Here is a 20,829-nt window from a genome sequence, read left to right as displayed (position 1 = left end):
GCTACCATCCTTTTATTTTCCAAGATCATCTTTAATCTGGGTGGTTGAAATGTCCGGTGTTCTTGGAAGATACACGACATCACAATAGTCTTTCAGAAAATCAAACTTCCCTTCCCAGTCATTTCCCATAACAAAGGTATCAATCTTAAATTCTTTGATATCTTCTGATTTCTGTTCCCAGCATTCCTCCGGAATGACGAGGTCAACATAACGGATCGCCTCTAATAACTGCTTTCTTTCCTCATAAGAAAAATAACATTTCTTATGCTTCTGATTCCAGTTAAATTCATCTGTTGAAAGTGCAACGATCAGATAGTCTCCCAATTCCTTTGCTCTCCGTAACAGATTGATATGTCCGTAATGCAGCAAATCAAAGGTTCCATATGTTATTACCTTTTTCATATTATTCTCCTTCTCTCATCACAGCAGCGTTGATCGCCTGTGTCAGATCTTTTGCATCCTTCATATAACAAACTGGACATGCATCCCTGATCATCTGACTGATATATGCATACTGCTCTTCATTCTTCACAAATACTGCCCTCATATAAGATGCACTTACCTGTAAGGCATCCTTCAGGAATGTATTATTATTTTCTGTGATCTCTTTGTACATAAGGTCACTGATAATCATTATTTTATTTGGCTGATCCATAAATGTCAATGCCAGAAGTTTTTCCGGATCTGTCACATCAAGCAATACTGCCAGATCAAAGGCAGCACGTCCCAGAAAACGCCTGACTGCTGCTGCATAATCATATTTCCATACGGACATTGCCTGTCCTATCGTAATCTTCCCACTTTCGTAAAGCTTCTTCGCTGTATGTCCCATCGCACTTGGGAAATAATCAGCGGTTGTTCCGATAACCGGAACTTTATTCAGCAACGGATATGCTGAATCCTTATTCTCATTGACCATATCCTGATTGCAGGAAATAAATAATTCCACCGTATCACTTCCGGCACAGTTTTCCGCTGTTTTTCTAAGCCACTGTGTCTCCGTACACTCGGACAGTGCATCTGAATAGATCATTACTTTCTTTTTCTTATTTTTCGGAATCGCTTCTACTTCAACTTCATCCTCGGTTCCCAGGAATAAACTGCAGAGCTTGTGCGCATTCTCAACAGAATCGTAAGCACAGAACTCCTGATATGCTGCTTCATCATCATAGGTCTTACCACGGTTGATCGCCGCAAGTACCTCTTCCGGTGTTACTGCCTTATCAAAAGGAAGCTCCATCAGATCCATATAAGTGCCACGTTTCTTACGATACAGCTCATAGTCAGCGCAATATAAAACAATCTGCCGGCGAAGTGCCAGATAATCATAGAATACACTGGAGTAATCCGTGATCAGTGCATCCGTCAATGCCAACAGCTTATAGCTGTCCACTGTCGGAGGAAACTGGCGGATCCTCTTAAACTGACTGTAATCCAGCGAATCGCTGACTCTGTGATGCAGATTTACATACAGGATCTGATCCTCTCGGAGATTTGCATCCAGATAATCCAGAAGCTCCTTTGATTCCGCAACAACCTGATCGACCTTAAGATAATCCTTCCAGGTTGGCATGTAGGCATAAATGTGCTCTCCGTTCGGTGCAAGCATCTTGCGCAATTCTGTCTGGTCACTCTGCGCAGCCTCTAACATACCACCGGTTCTTGGATAACCGAGCTTTAAGACCTTACCCGGCATCAGGTCTGCAACCTTATAGGATTCCAGCATATGTTTTTTTGTATAATCATTTGGATATAACAGATAGTCTGCATCAATGAAATTGCTCTGCTGAATGCCATTCTTATGCTTTCCTTTTGCATTCTTTGCAAGTCCCAGCTTTTTAAGCGGGGTTCCATGCCAGATATTAATGTACATCTGACCTTCTTTCTTCACCCATGCAGCCGTTAAATACACCTCAGTCAGAAGAAACTGTGCCGTTTCGATCAACTCCATATAGACAGAATCCGGAGTCACCGCTTCTGTACGGCTCCATCCGTTCTGTCTGATATAGGTCTTTACAATCTCTTCTGTATCTTTGGCTGTTTTGACATAGATATGAAAATCTTTAAATGCATCGTTATGATTTAATTCATTTAAAATATACTGCATACTGCCACGGACATTTTTTCCGAGTCCCATCAGTACAACCCGTCCCGGTACGATCTTACTGTCATAGTAATAATCGGTCACCGTACGCTTGCCGACCGGAATCTGATTCTCTTTCGCCCATGCTTCCATCTGCTGTAAACTGTTTTGCCGTTCCTGATACTCCGGTGTTCCTTCTCCGGTTACAGCATGATAATCCACCAGTCCATCTGATGATGGCTTCTTCCATGTATCTGTCTGAATTATGGAAGCCGGTTTCTTTTCCTGACCTGCATCTATATTCTGCGGCTTTTTTTCTTCCTTTACATGCCGCTTAAATAATCCTGTTATCGAAAGCTTCATATCGTGTTAAAACTCCTTATCTTTTTAACCTGTTTTACCACTTATAGTATATCTATTTACAGGTAAACTTTCAATAACATTTTCCCCTGTGTCAGGTTCTATTTTCTGACTTTGTCTGAATTACACCGTCTGTTTCTTCTCCGTATCCATATCCTGCTTTCTTAAAAGCTGATGAAAAGCATCTCCGGCTTCCATATATGCTTCCTCGTAAAAATATTCCTGTGAATTTAAGACAGGTCCCACCATTGACAGTTTCTGATAACTGCCATCCGGCTGCTGCTCTCTGGCTTTCACATTATCGCGAAGCATCGTTGCAAACATCTTCCTGACTTTATTCTTCACCGTCTCATCATAAAGCGGCGCTGCGACCTCCACACGACGAAGTGTATTTCTCGTCATAAAATCAGCCGATGCGATATATACCTTATCCCTGTCATGCGTTCCGAAAATATAGATTCTGGAATGTTCCAGAAAACGCCCCACGATACTTACACTATGGATATTATCGGTATCACCCGGTATTCCGCTTCTCAAACAGTTAATACCACGGATCACCATATCGATCTTTACTCCGGCTCTGGATGCATCGATCAGCTTATCTATGATCTTCTTATCTGTCAGCGAATTGATCTTGATTCCGATATAAGCCGGCTTTCCTTCCTTTGCGATCTGAATCTCATTCTCGATCATAGCAATTACTTTATTCTGAAGACATTTTGGTGCAACCAGCAGATGCTCCATATCTTCTACCACGGAACCAAGCAGGATTGCCTGGAATACCTTTGCTGCCTCCTCACCGATCCTTTTATCTGCCGTGATCAGTGACAGATCCGTATATAATCTGGAAGTCTTTTCGTTATAATTTCCGGTTCCCACCTGTGTAATATACTGAATCTCACCTCCAACCTTTCTGGTGATCAGGCATAGCTTTGAATGAACCTTTAAGCCATCTATACCATATACAACATGGCAGCCCGCATCCTCTAATGTCCGACTCCACTCGATATTATTTGCCTCGTCAAATCTGGCCTTTAATTCAACCAGCACATCAACCTGCTTGCCATTTTCGGCAGCTTCGGTCAAAGCCTCTACCACCTTGCTGTTTCTTGCCAGACGGTAAAGTGTCATACGAATAGAGATAACCTCCGGATCGCGGGCAGCCTCCTGAAGCATCTGCAAAAACGGTTTGATGCTCTCATACGGATAGGATAACAATACGTCATGATCCAATATCTGTGGTATGATACGCTCATTGCTCTTTAGCATCGGAGATGCCTGTGGCACACGTCTCTGATAGACAAGCGTTGCATCCTTTCTCAGGATATCCTCAATCTGGAACAAGAAGGAGAGGTCAAGCGGTGCCTGATTTAAGAACACATGCGGTTCCTCCATCTCTGCATACTCGCATACCTGCTTTATCATATCTCCATTAATATCTCGGGATAATTCCAGTCGTACAGGTGCCAGCTTCTTTCTGAGCTTTACGATCTGTGCCATCTTATCTCTGTAATCAAGGTCTTCATCATAGACTGCATTAAAATCAATATCCGCATTTCTCGTTACACGGATCACGGATTTTTCAAGAACCTTATAGCCTTTATAAACCTTTGGCAGAAAATGCAGGATCAGTTCTTCGACCAGCATATAAGTATCATCCTTCGTCGGAATCCGGATCAGTCTTGGGAATACAGAACTGCTGCACGGAATGATTCCGATCTTTTTCTTGTCACTTCGTGTTCCAAGAACCGCAAGCGCATAAATCTCCTGTCCCTTCAAAAATGGAAACGGCTGCTTTCTTCCCACGATCATAACAGATAACAGTGGCACAATCTCTTTCATAAAATATTCTTCCAGATATTTGCTCTCCGATTTTGTAAGTGCTTTGAAATCAGTCAGATGAACGTCTTTCTCTCCAACCTCTTTCATAATAGACGTATAGATGGCATCCTTCCTGTCATTCAACTCGGATACACGCTTTAAGATTGCATCGATCTGCTCTCCCGCTGTCATATTCGTCTTATTCTCCCGAAGCTTCTGGCTTAACAGCTTCTGATCCTCCAAAGAACCGACACGCACCATAAAGAATTCATCCAGATTACTCTGAAAAATAGACAGAAATGTCATCCGCTCACACAATGGAACACAGGTATCTTCTGCCTCCTCCAGCACACGCTCATTGAACTTCAACCATGATAATTCACGATTTTCATACAGTCCGACATGATTCACCTTTTTTACCCGCTTTTCTTGCTGTATTTTCTCATTTGCCACTTCTGCATTTTTCAGATTCTTTTCTCCGTTATTCATTCTTTTTATCGCTCCTGTTATTTTCTCTTTTATGTAATGAAATATTCTTTGAATCGCCATACACCCCCTGTCAGATTACCCGCTGTTTATTGATCGTAAGCCAGAATTCCAGTCCAAGCACCTCGGCTGACTTCCTGCACAGGATCATACGCTGCAAAAAAATCTCAAAATAATCCATAACGGCACACATGGATTTATCGATCTTTAATTTCAGCTCAATATGTGAATCCTTGATAATCTTCAGTTTGTTTTCTTTTACGGCATAGTTCACTCTGTCATGAATATCAAAGGATGAAATATCCGTATTTCTGACTCTTGAATTTCTCACATCACTTTTATCCGCGATCAGCAATGCTGCTGCGATCGGATTTACCGGAAATGCTGCTGACTCATCATGATTTCCAATTGCTGTTATAATTACAGCTGTGTCCTCCGGGTCTGCTCCCATATCATCTAATATCCGAAATGCCATGACCGCACCGGACTGCGCATGTCCTTCCCGGTTCACAACATTTCCGATATCATGCAGATACCCCGCAATGCTCGCAAGCTCTGCTTCCCGCTCGGAATATCCAAGTGTCAGCAGTATCTCCCTTGCTGTCTCTGCCACACGTTCTACATGTGCAAATCCATGCTCCGTATATCCCATTGCGCGCAGAGATTCATCTGCCATCCTTATATATGTCTGAACCGCTTTGTTCTTCTTTACATCTTCAAGTGTTACTTTCATATACCATCTATCTCTCTTCTGCTTCACTGTTCTTCAATTTACATCATCCCGATTTTTGTCGCTATCAAGCATTTGAAAATTCTTTGTAAAATCATGGTAAAATCATTTATTTTCAATGTATTACCGGCATCCCCCAAATAATTTCCCTTATTTCCGGTTCTTTCTGATAACCCCTGAAAAGCATCTGGAAATTTTACATTTCTTTCTAAGTATATGTGATCCGTTGCATTTCTATTTATGTAAAATGTATGTTTATGCAGATTCCTTCTGTATATTTTCTTCTGTATTATCTGATTTATTTTATAGTCGATACAGCGATCCATACATAAAAACAGACAGATTATAAGAACCTCAATGGGCTCTTATAACCTGTCTGTTCTCATGTTATAAACTACGCTTTGTTTTTGGCTTTTGTTTATATCTGGGGATTTTTCTCCATGATACTCATATATGCCGGACGCATGATCCGGTTATTCGTGATCAGCTCCTCGATCCTGTGTGCGCTCCATCCAACGATACGTGCAACTGCAAACATCGCTGTATAAAGCTCCATCGGGATTCCCAGCATGTCATATACAAATCCGCTGTAGAAATCCACATTTGGACTTACACCCTTGAAGATCTTGCGCTGCTTTGCGATCAGCTCCGGGGCAAGCTCCTCTATGTTCTCATACAACCTGAGATCTTTTTCCCTGCCCTTTTCATGAGCCAGCTTAACGACATAATCCTTGAACACCCGCTCTCTCGGATCTGACAAGGAATATACGGCATGTCCCATACCATAGATCAGTCCCTTATTGTCAAATGCTTCCTTGTTCAGGATCTTGCTTAAATATGCTTCTATCTCATCTTTATCTTCATAGTCTTTTATATGTCCGCGAATATTATCCATCATTTCCATAACCTTGATATTGGCACCACCATGCTTTGGTCCCTTTAAGGATGACATAGCAGCCGCCATTGTGGAATAGGTGTCCGAACCGGAGGACGTAACAACTCTTGTTGTAAAGGTTGAATTATTACCACCACCATGCTCCATATGAAGGATCAGTGCCGTATCAAGTACCTTTGCCTCTACCTTGGAATATTTCTTATCCGGACGAAGCAGCATGAGAATATTCTCAGCCGTTGACAGATTCTTTGCCGGACGATGGATGAACATACTGTCATTCTTTACATAATGATTATATGCATTATATCCATATACAGCCAGCATCGGAAATTCACTGATCAGCTGGATACACTGACGCAGAGAATTATTCACACCGGTATCCTTTGCATTCTTATCATAGGATGCAAGCGTCAGGATACTACGTGTCATGGAATTCATGATATCCTCTGTCGGCGCTTTCATGATAACATCTCTTGTAAAATTCGATGGCAGCGTACGAAGCCCACCGATGATCTTCTCAAATTCATGCTGTTCTTCTGCATTTGGCAGCTCACCCATCAACAGAAGATATGCCACCTTTTCAAACCCCAGTTCATCTTCTCCCAGACTTCCGATCAGATTCTCCACCCGATAACCCCTGTACCAGAGTTCTCCATCACAAGGTACTTTCTTGCCATTCTGCACCTTAGAGGATACAATCTTTGAAATATTCGTCAGACCGGTCAATACACCAACTCCGCGGTCATCGCGAAGTCCGCGATTTACTCCATATTCATCATATAATCTTGGTGCGATATAATCATTTTTCTCGCATATCTTTTCCTGTATTGCCACATACTCATTCATTTTCATCAGACTCATCATCGTTCTTCACCACCTGCATTTCTTCAATCTCACTCTCCATAACCGTATCCAGCTCCTTCATCAGGATCAACAGATTGATCATATTCTCTTTGCCGAATTTGTTAATTACATTTCCGTAAAAGTCCTTAATGATCGTTTCCTGCTCATGAAGCTGTTTCGCACCGGCATCCGTGATCGTTACATAAGTGCCGTCCGTACCATTTCCATCATGTGACCATTTGACATAGCCGCAATCTCTGAGATCCCTTACCGTCTTTGATGTCCTGCGAATGCTCATCTGCATCCGGACGGACAGATCAGTCAGATATGCCTTGCCGCCATAAATAGCAGAATCCCCGCTGATCGCCTCTATACTTTGCAGCGCGACATATTCCGCAACACTTAATTTAGAAAATAAATGCCGTACGGAGTCCCTGCTCATCATGTATTTTCTGTAGGTAAATTCATTCGATAATTTCGTAATATCAATTTCCTGTTCGACTTTCTGTTCCTGCATAAACAACCTCCCTTTCCGGTACACATATAAAAGCCCCTGTTATCACTCCAACGTATATTGTTTCACTGAATTGTACACAATAACAAGTATAAGTGTCCCTTTGCTCTGTCAACTCTCTGTCCCTATGTAGTTTTATTTCCTGATCTTTTTATAGATTTTTCGTATCTGTTCCAAACATGAACGGAACAATGAATGAAAAGATTTTATTGAAATAATAGATTTAAATATACTCTACTTGATATGATAAATGAAACTTCCGGCTTCTGTCAACCGACTTTATCCTTATTTAAGAACTGCGCCGAAAATTTTAGAATTATGATAGAGAGGGATGGCGGCAGACAGGAATCCATGTAAGATACACATATATAGTTTTATTTGCAAGTAGCTGCCCTTAATGAATTAAAAATGAATAAGAATATACATATTATTCCGTAAGACGCTTCCACTCGTATCCTCGTGCAGCGGTACATAAAGTTGCAAAAGACGCAACTTAAGTACTGGCCTCGGATAAGGCTTACTCCATAATAGTATATCTCTCATCCATTTTATTCATTAATGGGCAGCTCAATATAATCTATACTCTACATATGTGTATCTCATTTTATTGCCCTGTCTGCCGCCATACCCTCTATCTATAAAAAGCAGCGTTATAAAGGCACTTAGATACAAAAATAAAGATACATTATCATCATGCAGCAAGCACGTTCGGACACGAATACTTAAAGTACAAATGGAAAATAGCATTACTATTATGTAGCAAGCCTTTTCCAACGCCGGTTCTTAGTGAGTCGCCATAGGCGAGGAACTTAGTACCGTTGCGTTGGAATAGAGTGCAAACGACTTGCGTAATAATATGTAATGTATTTTCCATTTTGTTTCAAAGGCTCCCGAACGTGACTTGCGTAATAATAAATAATGTATCTTTATTTTTGTTACATAGCCTTTATAATGCTGCTTTGATCTGCTTATAGATGCCCTCTGCGTCGAGTTCATACTTATGAAGCAGGTCCTTTGCCGGGCCGGACTCACCGAAGGTATCGCGAACACCGATCCTTGTTACCTTAACCGGATTCTTCTCTGCCAGACATTCCATAACCGCTGAACCGAGTCCACCGATGATCGAATGCTCCTCTACCGTGAACACTCTGCCGGTTGCCTGTGCTGCCTTTACGACAAGTTCCTCGTCAAGCGGTTTGATCGTGTGGATATTGATCACCTGTGCATCGATACCGTCCTCTGCCAAAAACTTCGCAGCTTCTAAGCTCTCAGATACCGGAAGTCCGGTTGCTATGATCGTGATATCCTTTCCAGGCCGTAATTCTACGCCCTTGCCGATCTCAAACTTGTAGGTTGTCTCATCATTAATGACCGGTACTGCCAGTCTTCCAAATCTCATATAGACAGGTCCTACATATTCATATGCTGCCTTTACGGCTGCTCTTGCTTCTACATCATCACATGGATTGATAACCACCATGCCAGGGATCTCTCTCATCAGTGCAAGATCTTCATTACACTGGTGGGTTGCTCCGTCTTCTCCTACGGAGATACCTGCGTGAGTTGCTCCGATCTTTACATTCAGATGTGGGTATCCGATACTGTTTCTTACCTGCTCAAAAGCTCTGCCTGCCGCAAACATCGCAAAGGAGCTCATAAACGGCACATATCCACAGGTTGACATTCCGGCTGCGATGCCTGCCATATTACATTCTGCGATACCACAGTCTACATGGCGTTCCGGAAATGCTTTCTTGAAGATTCCGGTCTTTGTTGCTGCTGCAAGGTCTGCATCCAGTACGATCAGGTTCTCATGTTCTTTTCCAAGCTCAACCAATGCATTACCATAGCTGTCTCTTGTTGCGATCTTCTTTACTTCTGACATAACACGTCACCTGCCTTTTCCAGTTCTTCCATTGCAATCGCATACTCCTCGTCATTCGGAGCTTTACCATGCCATCCCACATTGTTCTCCATGAAGGATACTCCCTTACCTTTTACGGTATGGGCGATGATCGCTGTCGGCATTCCCTTGGTTGCCTTTGCTTCCTTGAATGCTGCATCGATCTGATCAAAATCATTTCCGTCGATATTAATTACATGGAAATTAAATGCTTCAAACTTCTTATCGATCGGATATGGGGAACATACATCCTCAACGGTTCCGTCGATCTGAAGGTTATTATTATCTACGATCACTACAAGGTTATCCAGCTTTCTGTGACCTGCAAACATAGCAGCCTCCCAGATCTGTCCCTCCTGGATCTCTCCGTCTCCGCACAGGCAGTAGGTTCTGTATTCCTTACCGGACATCTTTGCTGCAAGTGCCATACCGACTGCTGCAGAAAGTCCCTGTCCGAGAGAACCGGATGACATGTCCACACCAGGAATGTGCTTCATATCCGGGTGTCCCTGTAAATAAGAACCGATATGACGCAGGGTCAGAAGATCCTCAACCGGGAAAAATCCTCTCTCAGCAAGGGCTGAATAGTAACCCGGTGCTGTATGTCCTTTGGATAATACAAAACGGTCTCTGTTCTCATCCTTTGGATTCTTCGGATCCACATGTAATTCCTCAAAATAAAGATAAGTAAAAATGTCTGCTGCTGAAAGTGATCCGCCCGGATGTCCTGCTTTTGCAGAATGTACGGAGGAAACAATTCCCTTACGGATGTCAACAGCCTTTTTTTGAAGGTCTAGTTTGTTCATGTCTTTCTCCATTTCGTTTTATTTTCATTTTTATAATTGTCCCAGCACTTTTCCGATCTTGTCAGCGATCAGAAGATCTGCCTGACTGTCCGTCTGTGTCGGCGACATATTAATAACTACCAGGTGTTTTCCTCTGAAATACCGGATCAGTCCGGCGGCAGGATAAACAACCAACGAGGTTCCGCCAATGATCAATGTATCTGCCTCCGAAATATACCGGATTGCATTCTCAATGTCGTCATTGTTCAGACCCTCTTCATATAATACTACATCCGGCTTAATTATTCCACCACAACTGCATTTTGGTACACCATCTGATTGAATAATATAATCCAGATCATAAAATTTGTGACATTTTGTGCAATAATTTCTATGGATCGAACCATGCAGCTCAATCACATTCTTACTTCCTGCCATCTGATGCAGGCCGTCAATATTCTGTGTTACAATCACTGCAAGTTTCCCCTGCGCTTCCAGTTCTGCAAGTTTTTTATGTGCCATATTCGGCTTTGCATCTTGATAGATCATCTTATCCTTATAGAAACGGTAAAACTCTTCCGGGTCACGCATATAGAAGCTGTGACTGATGATCGTTTCAGGTGGATATTTGTATTTCTGATTATACAATCCATCCACACTGCGGAAATCCGGAATCCCGCTCTCTGTAGAAACACCCGCTCCACCAAAGAAAACCATACGTTCCGAACCTGCAACAATTTCTTTTAACTTTGCAATTTTCTCATTCATTTGTTCCATATATCAGTCTCCCTTCTGCATAATACAGGATCAGGCAATAGCGAAACCTTCCTATTGTAGTTCTACTATTGCCTGCCCTTGCTGTGTCACGGCATTGCCGTAACTTCTATATCCACTTTACAGGTACTGTCCACTGTGTATGTATCGCTGTCTTTTATCGACAGCTCAACCGTATTTGCACCAATGGATAATGTTTCCGCATCAATCGTTATCTTCAGATCCTTCGCTGTAAGCTTGGCAACCTCATCAGAAAGCCCTGATATCACAACTGTATTTCCCTCCGGAAACTGAACAGCATAATCATAGTCCGTCAGTTTATTCTCAATCGTAATATCATTGGCTGATATCGTCATTGTTCTGCTGATATTCCGTTCAATCGCTACATGGACGCTGATGCTTGTATTCTCATCTGCCAGAACAACTCCATCAGGCAAATACTTAGATATCTCGATCGTACTTTCCAGATCTTCACTGCATCCGGATACATCGATATCATCTACTGTTATCTCCGTGAGATTCTGCAGCACATCTGCCGGTCCTCCAACTGTTATTTCATTCGGCACATATTCTACGTTCACTACTTTATAATTATCTGCCGGAACACCGGTTGTGTCCAGCTTTACTGCTACCGTTTTCGTCTTATAAACCGGTATAGTTACAGACACTCCGGTCACCTTGCTTTCCAGCTTCTTACTGGATACCGCGTCACCATTTGCATCATAGAAGATTGGTGTGCAGGTTGCTGTTACATCTGAAGTCCGTCCGGATACGTCCACCTGTACCTCTGCCTTCTCAATCCGTTCGATCACGCTTGCTGCTCCCTTTACCGTTATCAGATTCGGCGTAGATACCGGAATACCGGTCGTATATCCTTCTGCCGTTTCACCCTTTGTCGTAACCGTTACCGGCAGGGATGCCGTCTGTTCCTCCTCCAGTTCTACCTGGAGTACATTATCTACGATCGTAATGCTGATATTGTTATTTACAGACGATGAATTCGCTGTCACCGTAATATTTACAGCATTTGTGATCGACAATTTTGACATATCCGCAACTGCTGTAAAATCAGAAGCTCCAAGTGCATTTACAACTGAACGTCTGCCCTTTACGATGATGTCCACTGTTTCACCGGACACAATATCATACAACTGATTCTTGTCCGTAATCGCATCTGTATTGATCAGGGTAACCGGTATATCTCTGATCTGCCGTGTGGTTGAATAATCATCCACATTTAAAACTGTGACCCAGACAACAAATCCAAGGATCAATGATAAGAGTTTCCATCCCCAGTTACTGAATAATTTATCTTTCATTGCCGTCAGCCTCCTTTCTCTTATCAGAAGACTTTCCACTTTTTACATTACCTGAACTGGTCTTTTTCTCAGTACTCTTCTTTTTGCGTTTGCCATCCCTCTGCCGGCGTTCATCCTTTTTCTTTCCATCCTCCTGATTTAACAGTTCCAGATGGTTCCGGACACTTTCTGTATCCAGGTTTCGATACAGCTCGCCACCCTTTGCGATCGAGATCGAGCCGGTCTCCTCTGATACGATCAGTGTTACACTATCGGACACCTCACTGATACCTACACCTGCACGATGTCTGGTTCCCAACTCCTTGTTGATAGAGAGATTGGCTGACAATGGAAGATAACAGGTTGCTGCAACCACTCTGTTATTTCTGAGGATGACTGCACCATCATGAAGCGGTGTATTATGCTCAAATATATTAAGCAGAAGCTGGTTCGTTACAACTGCATCAACAGGGATTCCCGTATCAATATATTCACCCAGTGCGACCTTGTCTTCAATAACGATCAATGCACCTGTCCGGTTCGCTGATAAAACAGTTACTGTCTTGATCAGCTCATAAATCGTTTTGTCACTCAGCTTTCTTTCATCTGCATCTTCATGCATGATATAATCAAAAAATTTCTTTCGTCCAAGTGTTTCCAGTCCTCTCCGGAACTCCGGCTGGAATAAAATGATAACTGCCAGAATACCTATGCTGAACACATTTTTCAATATATACAGAATCGTATTAAACTGGAACAGGGATGCCAGAATCGTAAATAACAGGATTAGAACAATACCCTTTAACAGTGTCCATGCACGATTGCTCTTAAACCACATCAGTATCTTATAAATCACATATGAAAGGATCAGGATCTCAATAATGTCACTGATATCCGGTGTGGTAATGTAAAACCAGTCAAAATATGTTCTCATAAATGCCAGGATCTTATCCATTCGATATCTCTCCTTTCTGAATATTCCGGATATACAAAGGCTGTATCAGCCTTCCTATATGGTGGGATAAAGATATGACCTGACAAAAACGTCAGGTCATATGCAAGAATTCATTTTACCTCGTAACACCACTTACTGAATCTTCATCAGCGATATTCTGTGATACTGTATTGATCTTTTTTACGTTCTTCTGCTGTTTCGTCATAACGATCTTTGGAACAGCTTTTACATAATAATAATATTCCTCATCTTCAAACTGTGTATTCTCCACTCTTGAATAATCCACAACTGTTTTGAAGAACTGCGCTACAACCGCAATAATCACTGCACAGATCGAACCCAGCAGAATCTCTCCAATCGAGATGCTTGCATTGAGTACAACATTTCCAACCAGGAATAAGATAATCTCAAACAGACCACCAACAATAATTGCCGCATACCATGAATATTCAACCGATAATCTGTATATCACATGCGTAATAATAAGAACAACTGCAAATACAACAATCGTAAGCAGAAGATCTTTATTATCAATCAAATGCTGGAATATATATTTATAACTTTCAAGCATATTTTCTGTATCTGTTGTCTTACTCAGTTCTGCAAGATAATTGGATGCATCTAATGAAAAATAATAGAAGACAGCACCAAAAGCTAACGGAACGATCGCGATCGGTCCTACAAACATACCTGCAAGAATCGGAAGCACATACTGCATTTTAATAATGAAAAATAATGGGGCATACATGACCACCCATGTTGCTTTCGGGAAAAACCGGATATACAGGCAATACATGATAATAAATAAAACAATAAATGATATGCCTGTTTCTTTATTGCCCGAAAAATAATTCATAAATGCAACAACTCCACCAATTGCATAAGTAAGACTTTCCGGAATAAATGCACATACAACAGCAAGAAGAAAAATAACCAGCCCGCTGGATATCGTTTCATTATGTCCGCCTGTAATATGTACAATGGACCAGAACATCAGCAATGCGAGAATGAACCGGATAGCCGGTGCTACGATCCTATCGTATTTACTGCAAAAATTCTTAATTCCATCTCTGAATGTCAAAAGTGATGCCATGTTTACTTCCTCCTCTTCTTCCCTTTGGTTTTGTCCTCTTTCTCATAGAAAGCAATCAGCTTCTTCAGATCCTGATTGTACTTTATGATATGAGGCTTTGCCTTGGTGTATCTATAGGAGTATAGAAACCATGCAAGAACCATAAATACTACGCAAACAACCGCATATACTATAAGAAGTTTATATGCCAGACCGAACAGATCTATATCTACAAGCTCCGTGATCAGTTTGCCCATATTGTAATAAATATAGGCCGCTACCACGATCACAAATAATATCGTTGTCGATACCAGGGTCTTCAGACAGTTGTATTTTACATAGTCTGATTTGAAATATCTGCCTTTTTCCAGATCTTCTTTTCCTGTAGATTGTTCGTACATGGCAAGTCTGGTCATCAATCTGACCTTTTCTTCGTTTACCATCTTGTTTTCTCCTACTTCTTTTCTTTCTACAAAAATCAGCTTTTGTTATTATAATCCATACGAAAAGAATAAGCAAGCATGCGCCGGAAAAAGTTTCTTAAATAGAATTAACGCCTTGATTAAAAGAATGCCATATACCCGGGTAAGGCAGATAGAGATGGTGGGGTGGTTGAGACTTGCTTCATTTCCAAGAAGGGTACACATGCCCGATCCGCTCATGCTCTTGTGCAAACTCGCCCTCCGGGCTCAGACATGCACCCGCATTCGCTGGCAATGTGACCTTTCTATTCGGAAATTATGCAAATGTCTCAACCACCCCACCATCTCTATCTGCTTTACCCGGGTATATGGATAAACAGCCTTAAAAATATTTCTTGAGTTCAGCAAATACCGGTTTCAGACGATCAGCGCGAAGGTCGAAGTCCATCTCCTTGTATGACCATGCCGCACGGCCGATACCATATTTTGCAAATACTTCATGGATGGCTTTATACCATAATACAGTGTTTGCCGGATCTGCGTTTTCGATCACACCATATTCACCACAATAAAGTGCTACATTTCGCTCCTTTGCAACAGCGATCGCATCGGCAAACAGGTCTTCAAAATATGCTGAATCAAGATTGCCCTTATAATCAAGGATCGACAGCGTTCCCGCAAGTTTTGCAGGCAGGTGTGCTTTTGCATATGCACAAAAATCTTCCATGCTGCCTTTGAATTCCATATGATAATCCGCCGGCATATCATCTACCCACTGTGCGCCCTGATGTGTAAAAAGAAGAGGGTCATAGCTGTGGAAATTATATATGATATGTTCATCCATCGGCATCGGAATATCTCTGACTGCCTGCACGCTGTTATGCCAGTAACCACCGATCAGAATATCAGTTGCCGGTGCATATGCACGGATACGTTCGACACACTTTGGTGCGATCTCTGCCCATACGGCACCATCTTCTTTATCTACTACCTCATTTAATAATTCAAATGCAACTTTATCTCCATATCCGCCAAAGCGCTTTGCAAATTCTTCCCATAATCTGTAGAAGCGTTCCTGAAGAGCTTCGTTTCCAAAAAATCCACTCTGTTTTTCTCCCGGATCAAAAGAATAACCGGCGGTCTTATGCAGGTCAAGAATCATATTGAAACCATATTTATGTCCGAGTTCCAGTGCACGTTTGATCCGTGCAAAACCTTCTTCCTTATACTGTCCGTCTTCTGTCTCTACCAGATTATAATCCACCGGCAGTCTGAGATGATCCAGTCCCCAGCTTGTAAGCTCTTTAAAATCATCTTCCGTAATAAAATTATTGAATCTGTCCTCGGAATAATCACACTGGGAAAACCAGCCTCCCAGATTAACACCCTTCTGATACCCTTTCCATGTCTTCATATGCATGATCTCCTTTTCATTTAGCAAATAATAAATTTGTAATTGTTATTTTCTGAATTTATGATACTATAAATGCATATGTAGGGAATATAATATATCCGATTTTTATATCGCATAGCTGACCTTCATTGTTCTGATTGTATTTTTAGAGATGGACAATCCGTTCATTTGATAAAATAATGCCTATATGCAAATATTTTTATAGCTGTATATTATATGAAAGGAGTATTTCCATGAATAAAGAATTACAGAAACTGTTATTAGCGCAGCAGGAGGAACAGTCTTATCACCTGCCGATGGAGGCAGAGTATTCATTTTACCGGCGGATCGCAAATGGGGATATGGAGCTGCTGAAGCTAAATATGAATGCAGATACCATGGAAGGCATGGGAAAGCTGTCTTCATCCCCACTGCAGAACAAAAAGTACCATCTGGTCATTCTGACTGCCATGATCACACGTTTCTGTATCGAGGCCGGGTTGGATCCGGAACAGGCCTATACTTTAAGTGATATGCATATCCGAAAAATCGACGCATGTCTGACACCGGAACAACTGAATCCGCGAAAAGGAGCTGTTGTGAAGGATTTTGTACTTGCCATGCACGAGCTTCATAACAGTCCCGGACTGTCTTATCATGTCATGCAGGCCGTCTCCTACATCAACAACCATATCACAGAACCGATCCGGGTATCGGATGTCGCCGATGCAGTGAAGCTCCACCCGGACTATATGACCCGTCTGTTCAAAAAAGATATGAACTGCAGTCTCTCACAATATATCATAAAAGAAAAATGCAGGACGGCTCGCTACATGCTGTTAAACAGCCAGGCGAGCTGTACAGAAATCAGTTCATTTCTGTATTTTGCGTCCTGCAGTCATTTTGTAAATTGTTTTAAAAAAGAATATGGCCTGACACCGAATGCCTACCGCAAACAGATGGGTGGTCTGTCAAATGAGCGAAGCGATGCGTTCTAATACAACAGCAACGCCGTCTTCATTATTTGACAGAGTCTCATTCATGGGAATACCAAGCATCACCGCAAGTGTCTGAAGTCCTGCTGCTTTAGTTGCATCTGACCGGTTAAATTCAAGGTTATCACAGCCACCATCTACAGCATGGACACCCGGCCTTGTATTCAGATATTCTCTGATTTCATCCCAACCGATCAGAATGCCATCCTCAGAGGAAGAAAAGAGAATGGCTCTTTTCTGAACATCGCGGGATTCTTTTCTAACATATCCTGCCAGATCATCCACCAGATGCATAATAGATATCTAACGCTTCCAGATCTCTGTATTCGCTGATCTCTGTGAAATCTGCATTTGTCATACCGAGTTCTTCACCTTCATATACATAAGGAGTTCCCTGCATCATATGAAGACAGGTTCCAAGCATCTTGGCTGAGATCACACGGTATTTCTCAGAATCATTTCCGAATCTGGAAACGGCTCTTGCCTGATCGTGGTTACTCCAGTACAGACTGTTCCAGCCGTCATTTTCATACATCTTATCCTGCCATTCGGTCATGACACGTTTCAGAACATCAAAATCGGATAAGACTTTCCTATTCATCTCATGTAAAAATTCATGCACTCTCGGACCGTTTGCACAGCCTGCATAATAGCTTCCATACTGCTTGTTCTGGATGACCGGGCCATCCGGGAAAGACTGATCCTTTGAAATCAGGAAAATAACATTCATACGGAATCCATCAACACCCTTTTCAAACCAGAATCGCATCATCTCATATACAGAATTACGAACCTCAGGATTCTCCCAGTTCAGATCCGGCTGCTCTTTTGCGAAACAGTGCAGATAATACTGGTCAACTTCTTCTACATATTCCCATGCAGGGTCGCCGAAGGATGATCCCCAGTTATTTGGAAGCTCATCACCGTTTCTGTCTTTCCAGATATAGTAATCATGATATTTATTGTCTCTGGATTTCTTTGCCTCTTTAAACCATTCATGCTGATCGGATGTATGATTTACAACCAGATCTAGTAGGATCTTCAAGCCCAGTTCATGTGCTCTTGCAAGCAGGGGTTCAAAATCTGCCATTGTTCCAAGGCTTGGATCTATATCTTTGTAATCTGCGATATCATATCCGTTATCCACCTGTGGAGATACTCATCGAAATCATCTCCCTCTGCTTCATATGTTCCTGCTCCGGCAACTGCTGTAGCTGCAGGGGCATTTGCTTTTTCAGTTCACTTGTGAAATACCAAAATGCTGCTGCAAATCCTACGATCGCAATACCGAGCACCGGTACGGAAAGGTATGCGGAAAGGACAAATCCGATCAGCACGAATGGAAGAAATTTCTTGATCGGCATGTAACGCATCAGCATACCGATACCGACAACAGGAAGGATACCTGCTGCGATGGAAAGACCATCCGTTACCCATTCCGGAATTACCTTTAAAATGAAGTTGACTACATTTGCACCAAAGATTACAACAATAAGCGTCGGAAGTGCTGTCTGTAAGGAACAGAGCAGCGGCCCGCACCATGCAAGGCGGTTCATGCTCTTCCATTTGCCTGCATTGTTATCATTCTGCATACGATGAGCAACAAAGTTGTCATCAATAAATATATATTTTGTACCAGGTCCACTTCCTATTTTTCTCAAAATATCATTCTGAATCATTTTATCTAGCAACTTACATGCACCTGCTCGTATTTTATATTCACACAGTTCCATTGCCTGTTGTGTTGAAATACTATCATGGTTTTTAAGATAATGCATTACTCGTTGCTCTTTATTCATATTGCGTATTTCATCTGCTTCTGTTGCTGCACATGGAGAAAAAGCAAAAAAAACAAGCAGAACTTGCCGGCAGAGAATCAGGTTATACACTGACTTGGAATGACAATAAAGGACGATTTATCTGTAAAAAAAACGGCTCCAAATTGAATAATGGCTGGAGTTTCGATTCATCGAAAAGAATCGCCTATTGCACCGGAAAAAATGGTTATTTGTATGCCAAAATCAAAGACGGCAAATACTACACATATACTGCTAACAATAAAAAACCATCTTCAAAAGTATTCAAAAACAAGAAAAATACCATCATTCGGCTACATAAGAAAAATTTCTATGTAGGGGCTAACGGTCTTATTAACCTAAACAAAGGCTGGAAATTAAATAATAACGGATTATATACTTACTATGTTAAAAAAAACGGTACTGTTTCTGTAAAAATAACAAATGGTAAATTTAGAGTCTGGAACGGAAATAACACTAGATGGGATAAGAAAGATTTAAAGAAATATAAGGGAAAAATTTATACCTATAATGAAAAATCTTTTTTCGTGAATACGAACGGAAACATTTCAAGAGCAATGGGTTGGCAGGGGTCTTATTTCATCGACAATGATGGATGTGTAAAGTATTATGATGACGGAAGCACTTCTTACCGGATCACAAAAAATGGTGACATCAAGGCGTTGAAAGATGGCTGGAACGATGATGTTTATGTAAAAAATGGAAAGATACAGCGGTCAACAATCGTTAAATCAAGTGGCTGCAATTATTTTGTAGATAAAAATGGTAGCAGACAGGATTTTAAAGTGAAGAATAATCAGATTGTAAGGCCCGATAATAGTATGGCGGTTTCATCCGGGATCTATGCTGCAGCCGGAAAAAAATATCCGGTTGATAACAAGGGGAAGATCCAGAAAAACAGCACTGTGTTTATCAAGAATAAGGCTTATGAAACTGTGAGTGACAGATCTTTGTCTAAACAGCCGGCGAATCATGTTCATTTATGGAAGGCGGGTTCTGTAACAGAACAGATTGATCATAAAGCCAAGACAAAGGAAGTTCAGATCCCGGTCAAAGAGTGGGACGAAGAAGTGTGGTCAGAGGATATAAAATATATTTGCAAAAAGTGTGGGAAGTATTACGATACACCAGAGGAATGGAATAAGCACTCCAGCGAAACCAATCATGGAAATTATGAACCTGCCAAGGTCCTCCTTGATACCATCCATCATCCAACCGCAGATGAACCAAAGTATGAAAATACGACTGTTATAACGGAGAAAGCCTGGTCTGAATATTATCAGGATTATACCTGTCGGGTTTGTGGAGAAAAAATGAAAGAAAGAAATATACGAGGGAACCCTACAAAGGGAGAATATAATGGATTATTGATTCCGAGCAAGAGTGGATATATAATCAATGCGTATGGAGAAAAAATGAGCGTTTCTGCTAATATGGCTTATCCTGCTAGTATATATAATGGAAAACAGATAACAAGCGAACAATCATTATCAAAATACGGATTTTGTTATCTTGGAGAAGAAAGTAAATCAGACAATATTCTTCTCCCAGATACTTACCTGCAGTTGCTTAAAGACCATAATATTCAGTAAACTATTTACTAGATAATAAGAAATAGAAAAACTGTAGGTTTGTCAAACATATGTTACACAGATGCCAGATAATCCTTTAGTACCTGATTTG

General features: G+C 41.5%; 19 protein-coding genes. 2 read left to right on the top strand and 17 right to left on the bottom strand.

From position 1 onward, the window contains the following. Window positions 1-12 precede the first annotated feature (12 nt). The 14 genes from tagD to DWW85_RS12495 all read right to left on the bottom strand — a co-directional run bounded on the left by tagD (window position 13) and on the right by DWW85_RS12495 (window position 16,355). Window positions 13-402 carry a glycerol-3-phosphate cytidylyltransferase gene (tagD, locus tag DWW85_RS12565; RefSeq protein ID WP_021943559.1) on the bottom strand — a complete coding sequence of 130 codons (390 nt, stop codon included), beginning with the start codon at window positions 400-402 and terminating at the stop codon, window positions 13-15. A 1-nt stretch (window position 403) separates the two neighbouring features. Next, complete coding sequence (locus DWW85_RS12560) at window positions 404-2,446, bottom strand: CDP-glycerol glycerophosphotransferase family protein (protein WP_117808851.1); 2,043 nt, start codon at window positions 2,444-2,446, stop codon at window positions 404-406. Window positions 2,447-2,566: 120 nt separating this feature from the next. Continuing rightward, a complete protein-coding gene (gene ppk1 / locus DWW85_RS12555; protein WP_347470685.1) occupies window positions 2,567-4,753 on the bottom strand; it encodes a polyphosphate kinase 1 in 2,187 nt (728 codons plus the stop codon). Between the two features lie 70 nt (window positions 4,754-4,823). Then, complete coding sequence (locus DWW85_RS12550; RefSeq protein WP_117808849.1) at window positions 4,824-5,483, bottom strand: HD domain-containing protein; 660 nt, start codon at window positions 5,481-5,483, stop codon at window positions 4,824-4,826. Between the two features lie 415 nt (window positions 5,484-5,898). Next, a complete protein-coding gene (locus tag DWW85_RS12540; RefSeq protein ID WP_347465503.1) occupies window positions 5,899-7,236 on the bottom strand; it encodes a citrate/2-methylcitrate synthase in 1,338 nt (445 codons plus the stop codon). Beyond that, window positions 7,214-7,735, bottom strand: coding sequence for a MarR family winged helix-turn-helix transcriptional regulator (locus tag DWW85_RS12535; RefSeq protein ID WP_117808847.1), 522 nt, complete (start codon window positions 7,733-7,735; stop codon window positions 7,214-7,216). The genes DWW85_RS12540 and DWW85_RS12535 overlap by 23 nt, the downstream gene beginning before the upstream one ends. A gap of 943 nt (window positions 7,736-8,678) precedes the next feature. Then, the gene (locus DWW85_RS12530; RefSeq protein WP_117808846.1) at window positions 8,679-9,617 is read right to left on the bottom strand and encodes a transketolase family protein; all 939 of its coding nucleotides are present in this window, start codon (window positions 9,615-9,617) and stop codon (window positions 8,679-8,681) included. Next, window positions 9,605-10,441 carry a transketolase gene (locus tag DWW85_RS12525; RefSeq protein WP_117808845.1) on the bottom strand — a complete coding sequence of 279 codons (837 nt, stop codon included), beginning with the start codon at window positions 10,439-10,441 and terminating at the stop codon, window positions 9,605-9,607. The genes DWW85_RS12530 and DWW85_RS12525 overlap by 13 nt, the downstream gene beginning before the upstream one ends. Window positions 10,442-10,471: 30 nt before the next feature. After that, a complete protein-coding gene (locus DWW85_RS12520) occupies window positions 10,472-11,188 on the bottom strand; it encodes an NAD-dependent protein deacylase (RefSeq protein ID WP_117808855.1) in 717 nt (238 codons plus the stop codon). A gap of 95 nt (window positions 11,189-11,283) precedes the next feature. Continuing rightward, on the bottom strand, window positions 11,284-12,513 hold the full coding sequence (locus DWW85_RS12515; protein ID WP_117808844.1) for a CdaR family protein: 1,230 nt from the start codon (window positions 12,511-12,513) through the stop codon (window positions 11,284-11,286). Further along, window positions 12,503-13,447, bottom strand: coding sequence for a diadenylate cyclase CdaA (gene cdaA, locus DWW85_RS12510; RefSeq protein ID WP_117808843.1), 945 nt, complete (start codon window positions 13,445-13,447; stop codon window positions 12,503-12,505). Before cdaA ends, DWW85_RS12515 begins: the two co-directional genes overlap by 11 nt. A gap of 115 nt (window positions 13,448-13,562) precedes the next feature. Beyond that, window positions 13,563-14,540: a hypothetical protein gene (locus tag DWW85_RS12505; RefSeq protein ID WP_117808842.1), complete on the bottom strand. Its 978-nt coding sequence runs from the start codon at window positions 14,538-14,540 to the stop codon at window positions 13,563-13,565. A 2-nt stretch (window positions 14,541-14,542) separates the two neighbouring features. Beyond that, on the bottom strand, window positions 14,543-14,962 hold the full coding sequence (locus tag DWW85_RS12500) for a hypothetical protein (RefSeq protein WP_117808841.1): 420 nt from the start codon (window positions 14,960-14,962) through the stop codon (window positions 14,543-14,545). A 361-nt stretch (window positions 14,963-15,323) separates the two neighbouring features. Beyond that, on the bottom strand, window positions 15,324-16,355 hold the full coding sequence (locus DWW85_RS12495) for a cellulase family glycosylhydrolase (RefSeq protein WP_226801031.1): 1,032 nt from the start codon (window positions 16,353-16,355) through the stop codon (window positions 15,324-15,326). A 233-nt stretch (window positions 16,356-16,588) separates the two neighbouring features. Here DWW85_RS12495 and DWW85_RS12490 point away from each other — a divergent pair, with 233 nt between their 5' ends. Next, window positions 16,589-17,332, top strand: coding sequence for an AraC family transcriptional regulator (locus tag DWW85_RS12490; protein ID WP_173783654.1), 744 nt, complete (start codon window positions 16,589-16,591; stop codon window positions 17,330-17,332). Here the strand turns inward: DWW85_RS12490 and DWW85_RS12485 are convergent. The 3 genes from DWW85_RS12485 to DWW85_RS12475 are packed head-to-tail and all read right to left on the bottom strand — an operon-like array spanning window position 17,306 to window position 19,008. Further along, a complete protein-coding gene (locus tag DWW85_RS12485; RefSeq protein ID WP_117808839.1) occupies window positions 17,306-17,623 on the bottom strand; it encodes a hypothetical protein in 318 nt (105 codons plus the stop codon). The two genes, DWW85_RS12490 and DWW85_RS12485, sit on opposite strands and share 27 nt — an antisense overlap. Further along, window positions 17,607-18,476, bottom strand: a complete 870-nt coding sequence (locus tag DWW85_RS12480; RefSeq protein ID WP_117808838.1) for an alpha-amylase family glycosyl hydrolase — start codon at window positions 18,474-18,476, stop codon at window positions 17,607-17,609. The genes DWW85_RS12485 and DWW85_RS12480 overlap by 17 nt, the downstream gene beginning before the upstream one ends. Then, on the bottom strand, window positions 18,469-19,008 hold the full coding sequence (locus DWW85_RS12475; RefSeq protein WP_226801039.1) for a PTS sugar transporter subunit IIC: 540 nt from the start codon (window positions 19,006-19,008) through the stop codon (window positions 18,469-18,471). Before DWW85_RS12475 ends, DWW85_RS12480 begins: the two co-directional genes overlap by 8 nt. A gap of 665 nt (window positions 19,009-19,673) precedes the next feature. On the opposite strand from DWW85_RS12475, the gene DWW85_RS12470 reads away from it, so the two are divergent. Beyond that, window positions 19,674-20,738 (top strand): hypothetical protein, encoded by a 1,065-nt coding sequence (locus tag DWW85_RS12470; RefSeq protein WP_147340910.1) that lies wholly within the window; start codon window positions 19,674-19,676, stop codon window positions 20,736-20,738. The last annotated feature ends 91 nt before the right edge of the window (window positions 20,739-20,829 follow it).

It is taken from the genome of Clostridium sp. AF17-21AC (assembly GCF_003461365.1).
GTDB classification, from domain to species: Bacteria; Bacillota; Clostridia; order Lachnospirales; family Lachnospiraceae; genus Coprococcus; species Coprococcus ammoniilyticus.
The sequence above is the reverse complement of the archived record's forward strand: the minus strand, read 5'-3'. Positions and strand labels throughout refer to the sequence as shown.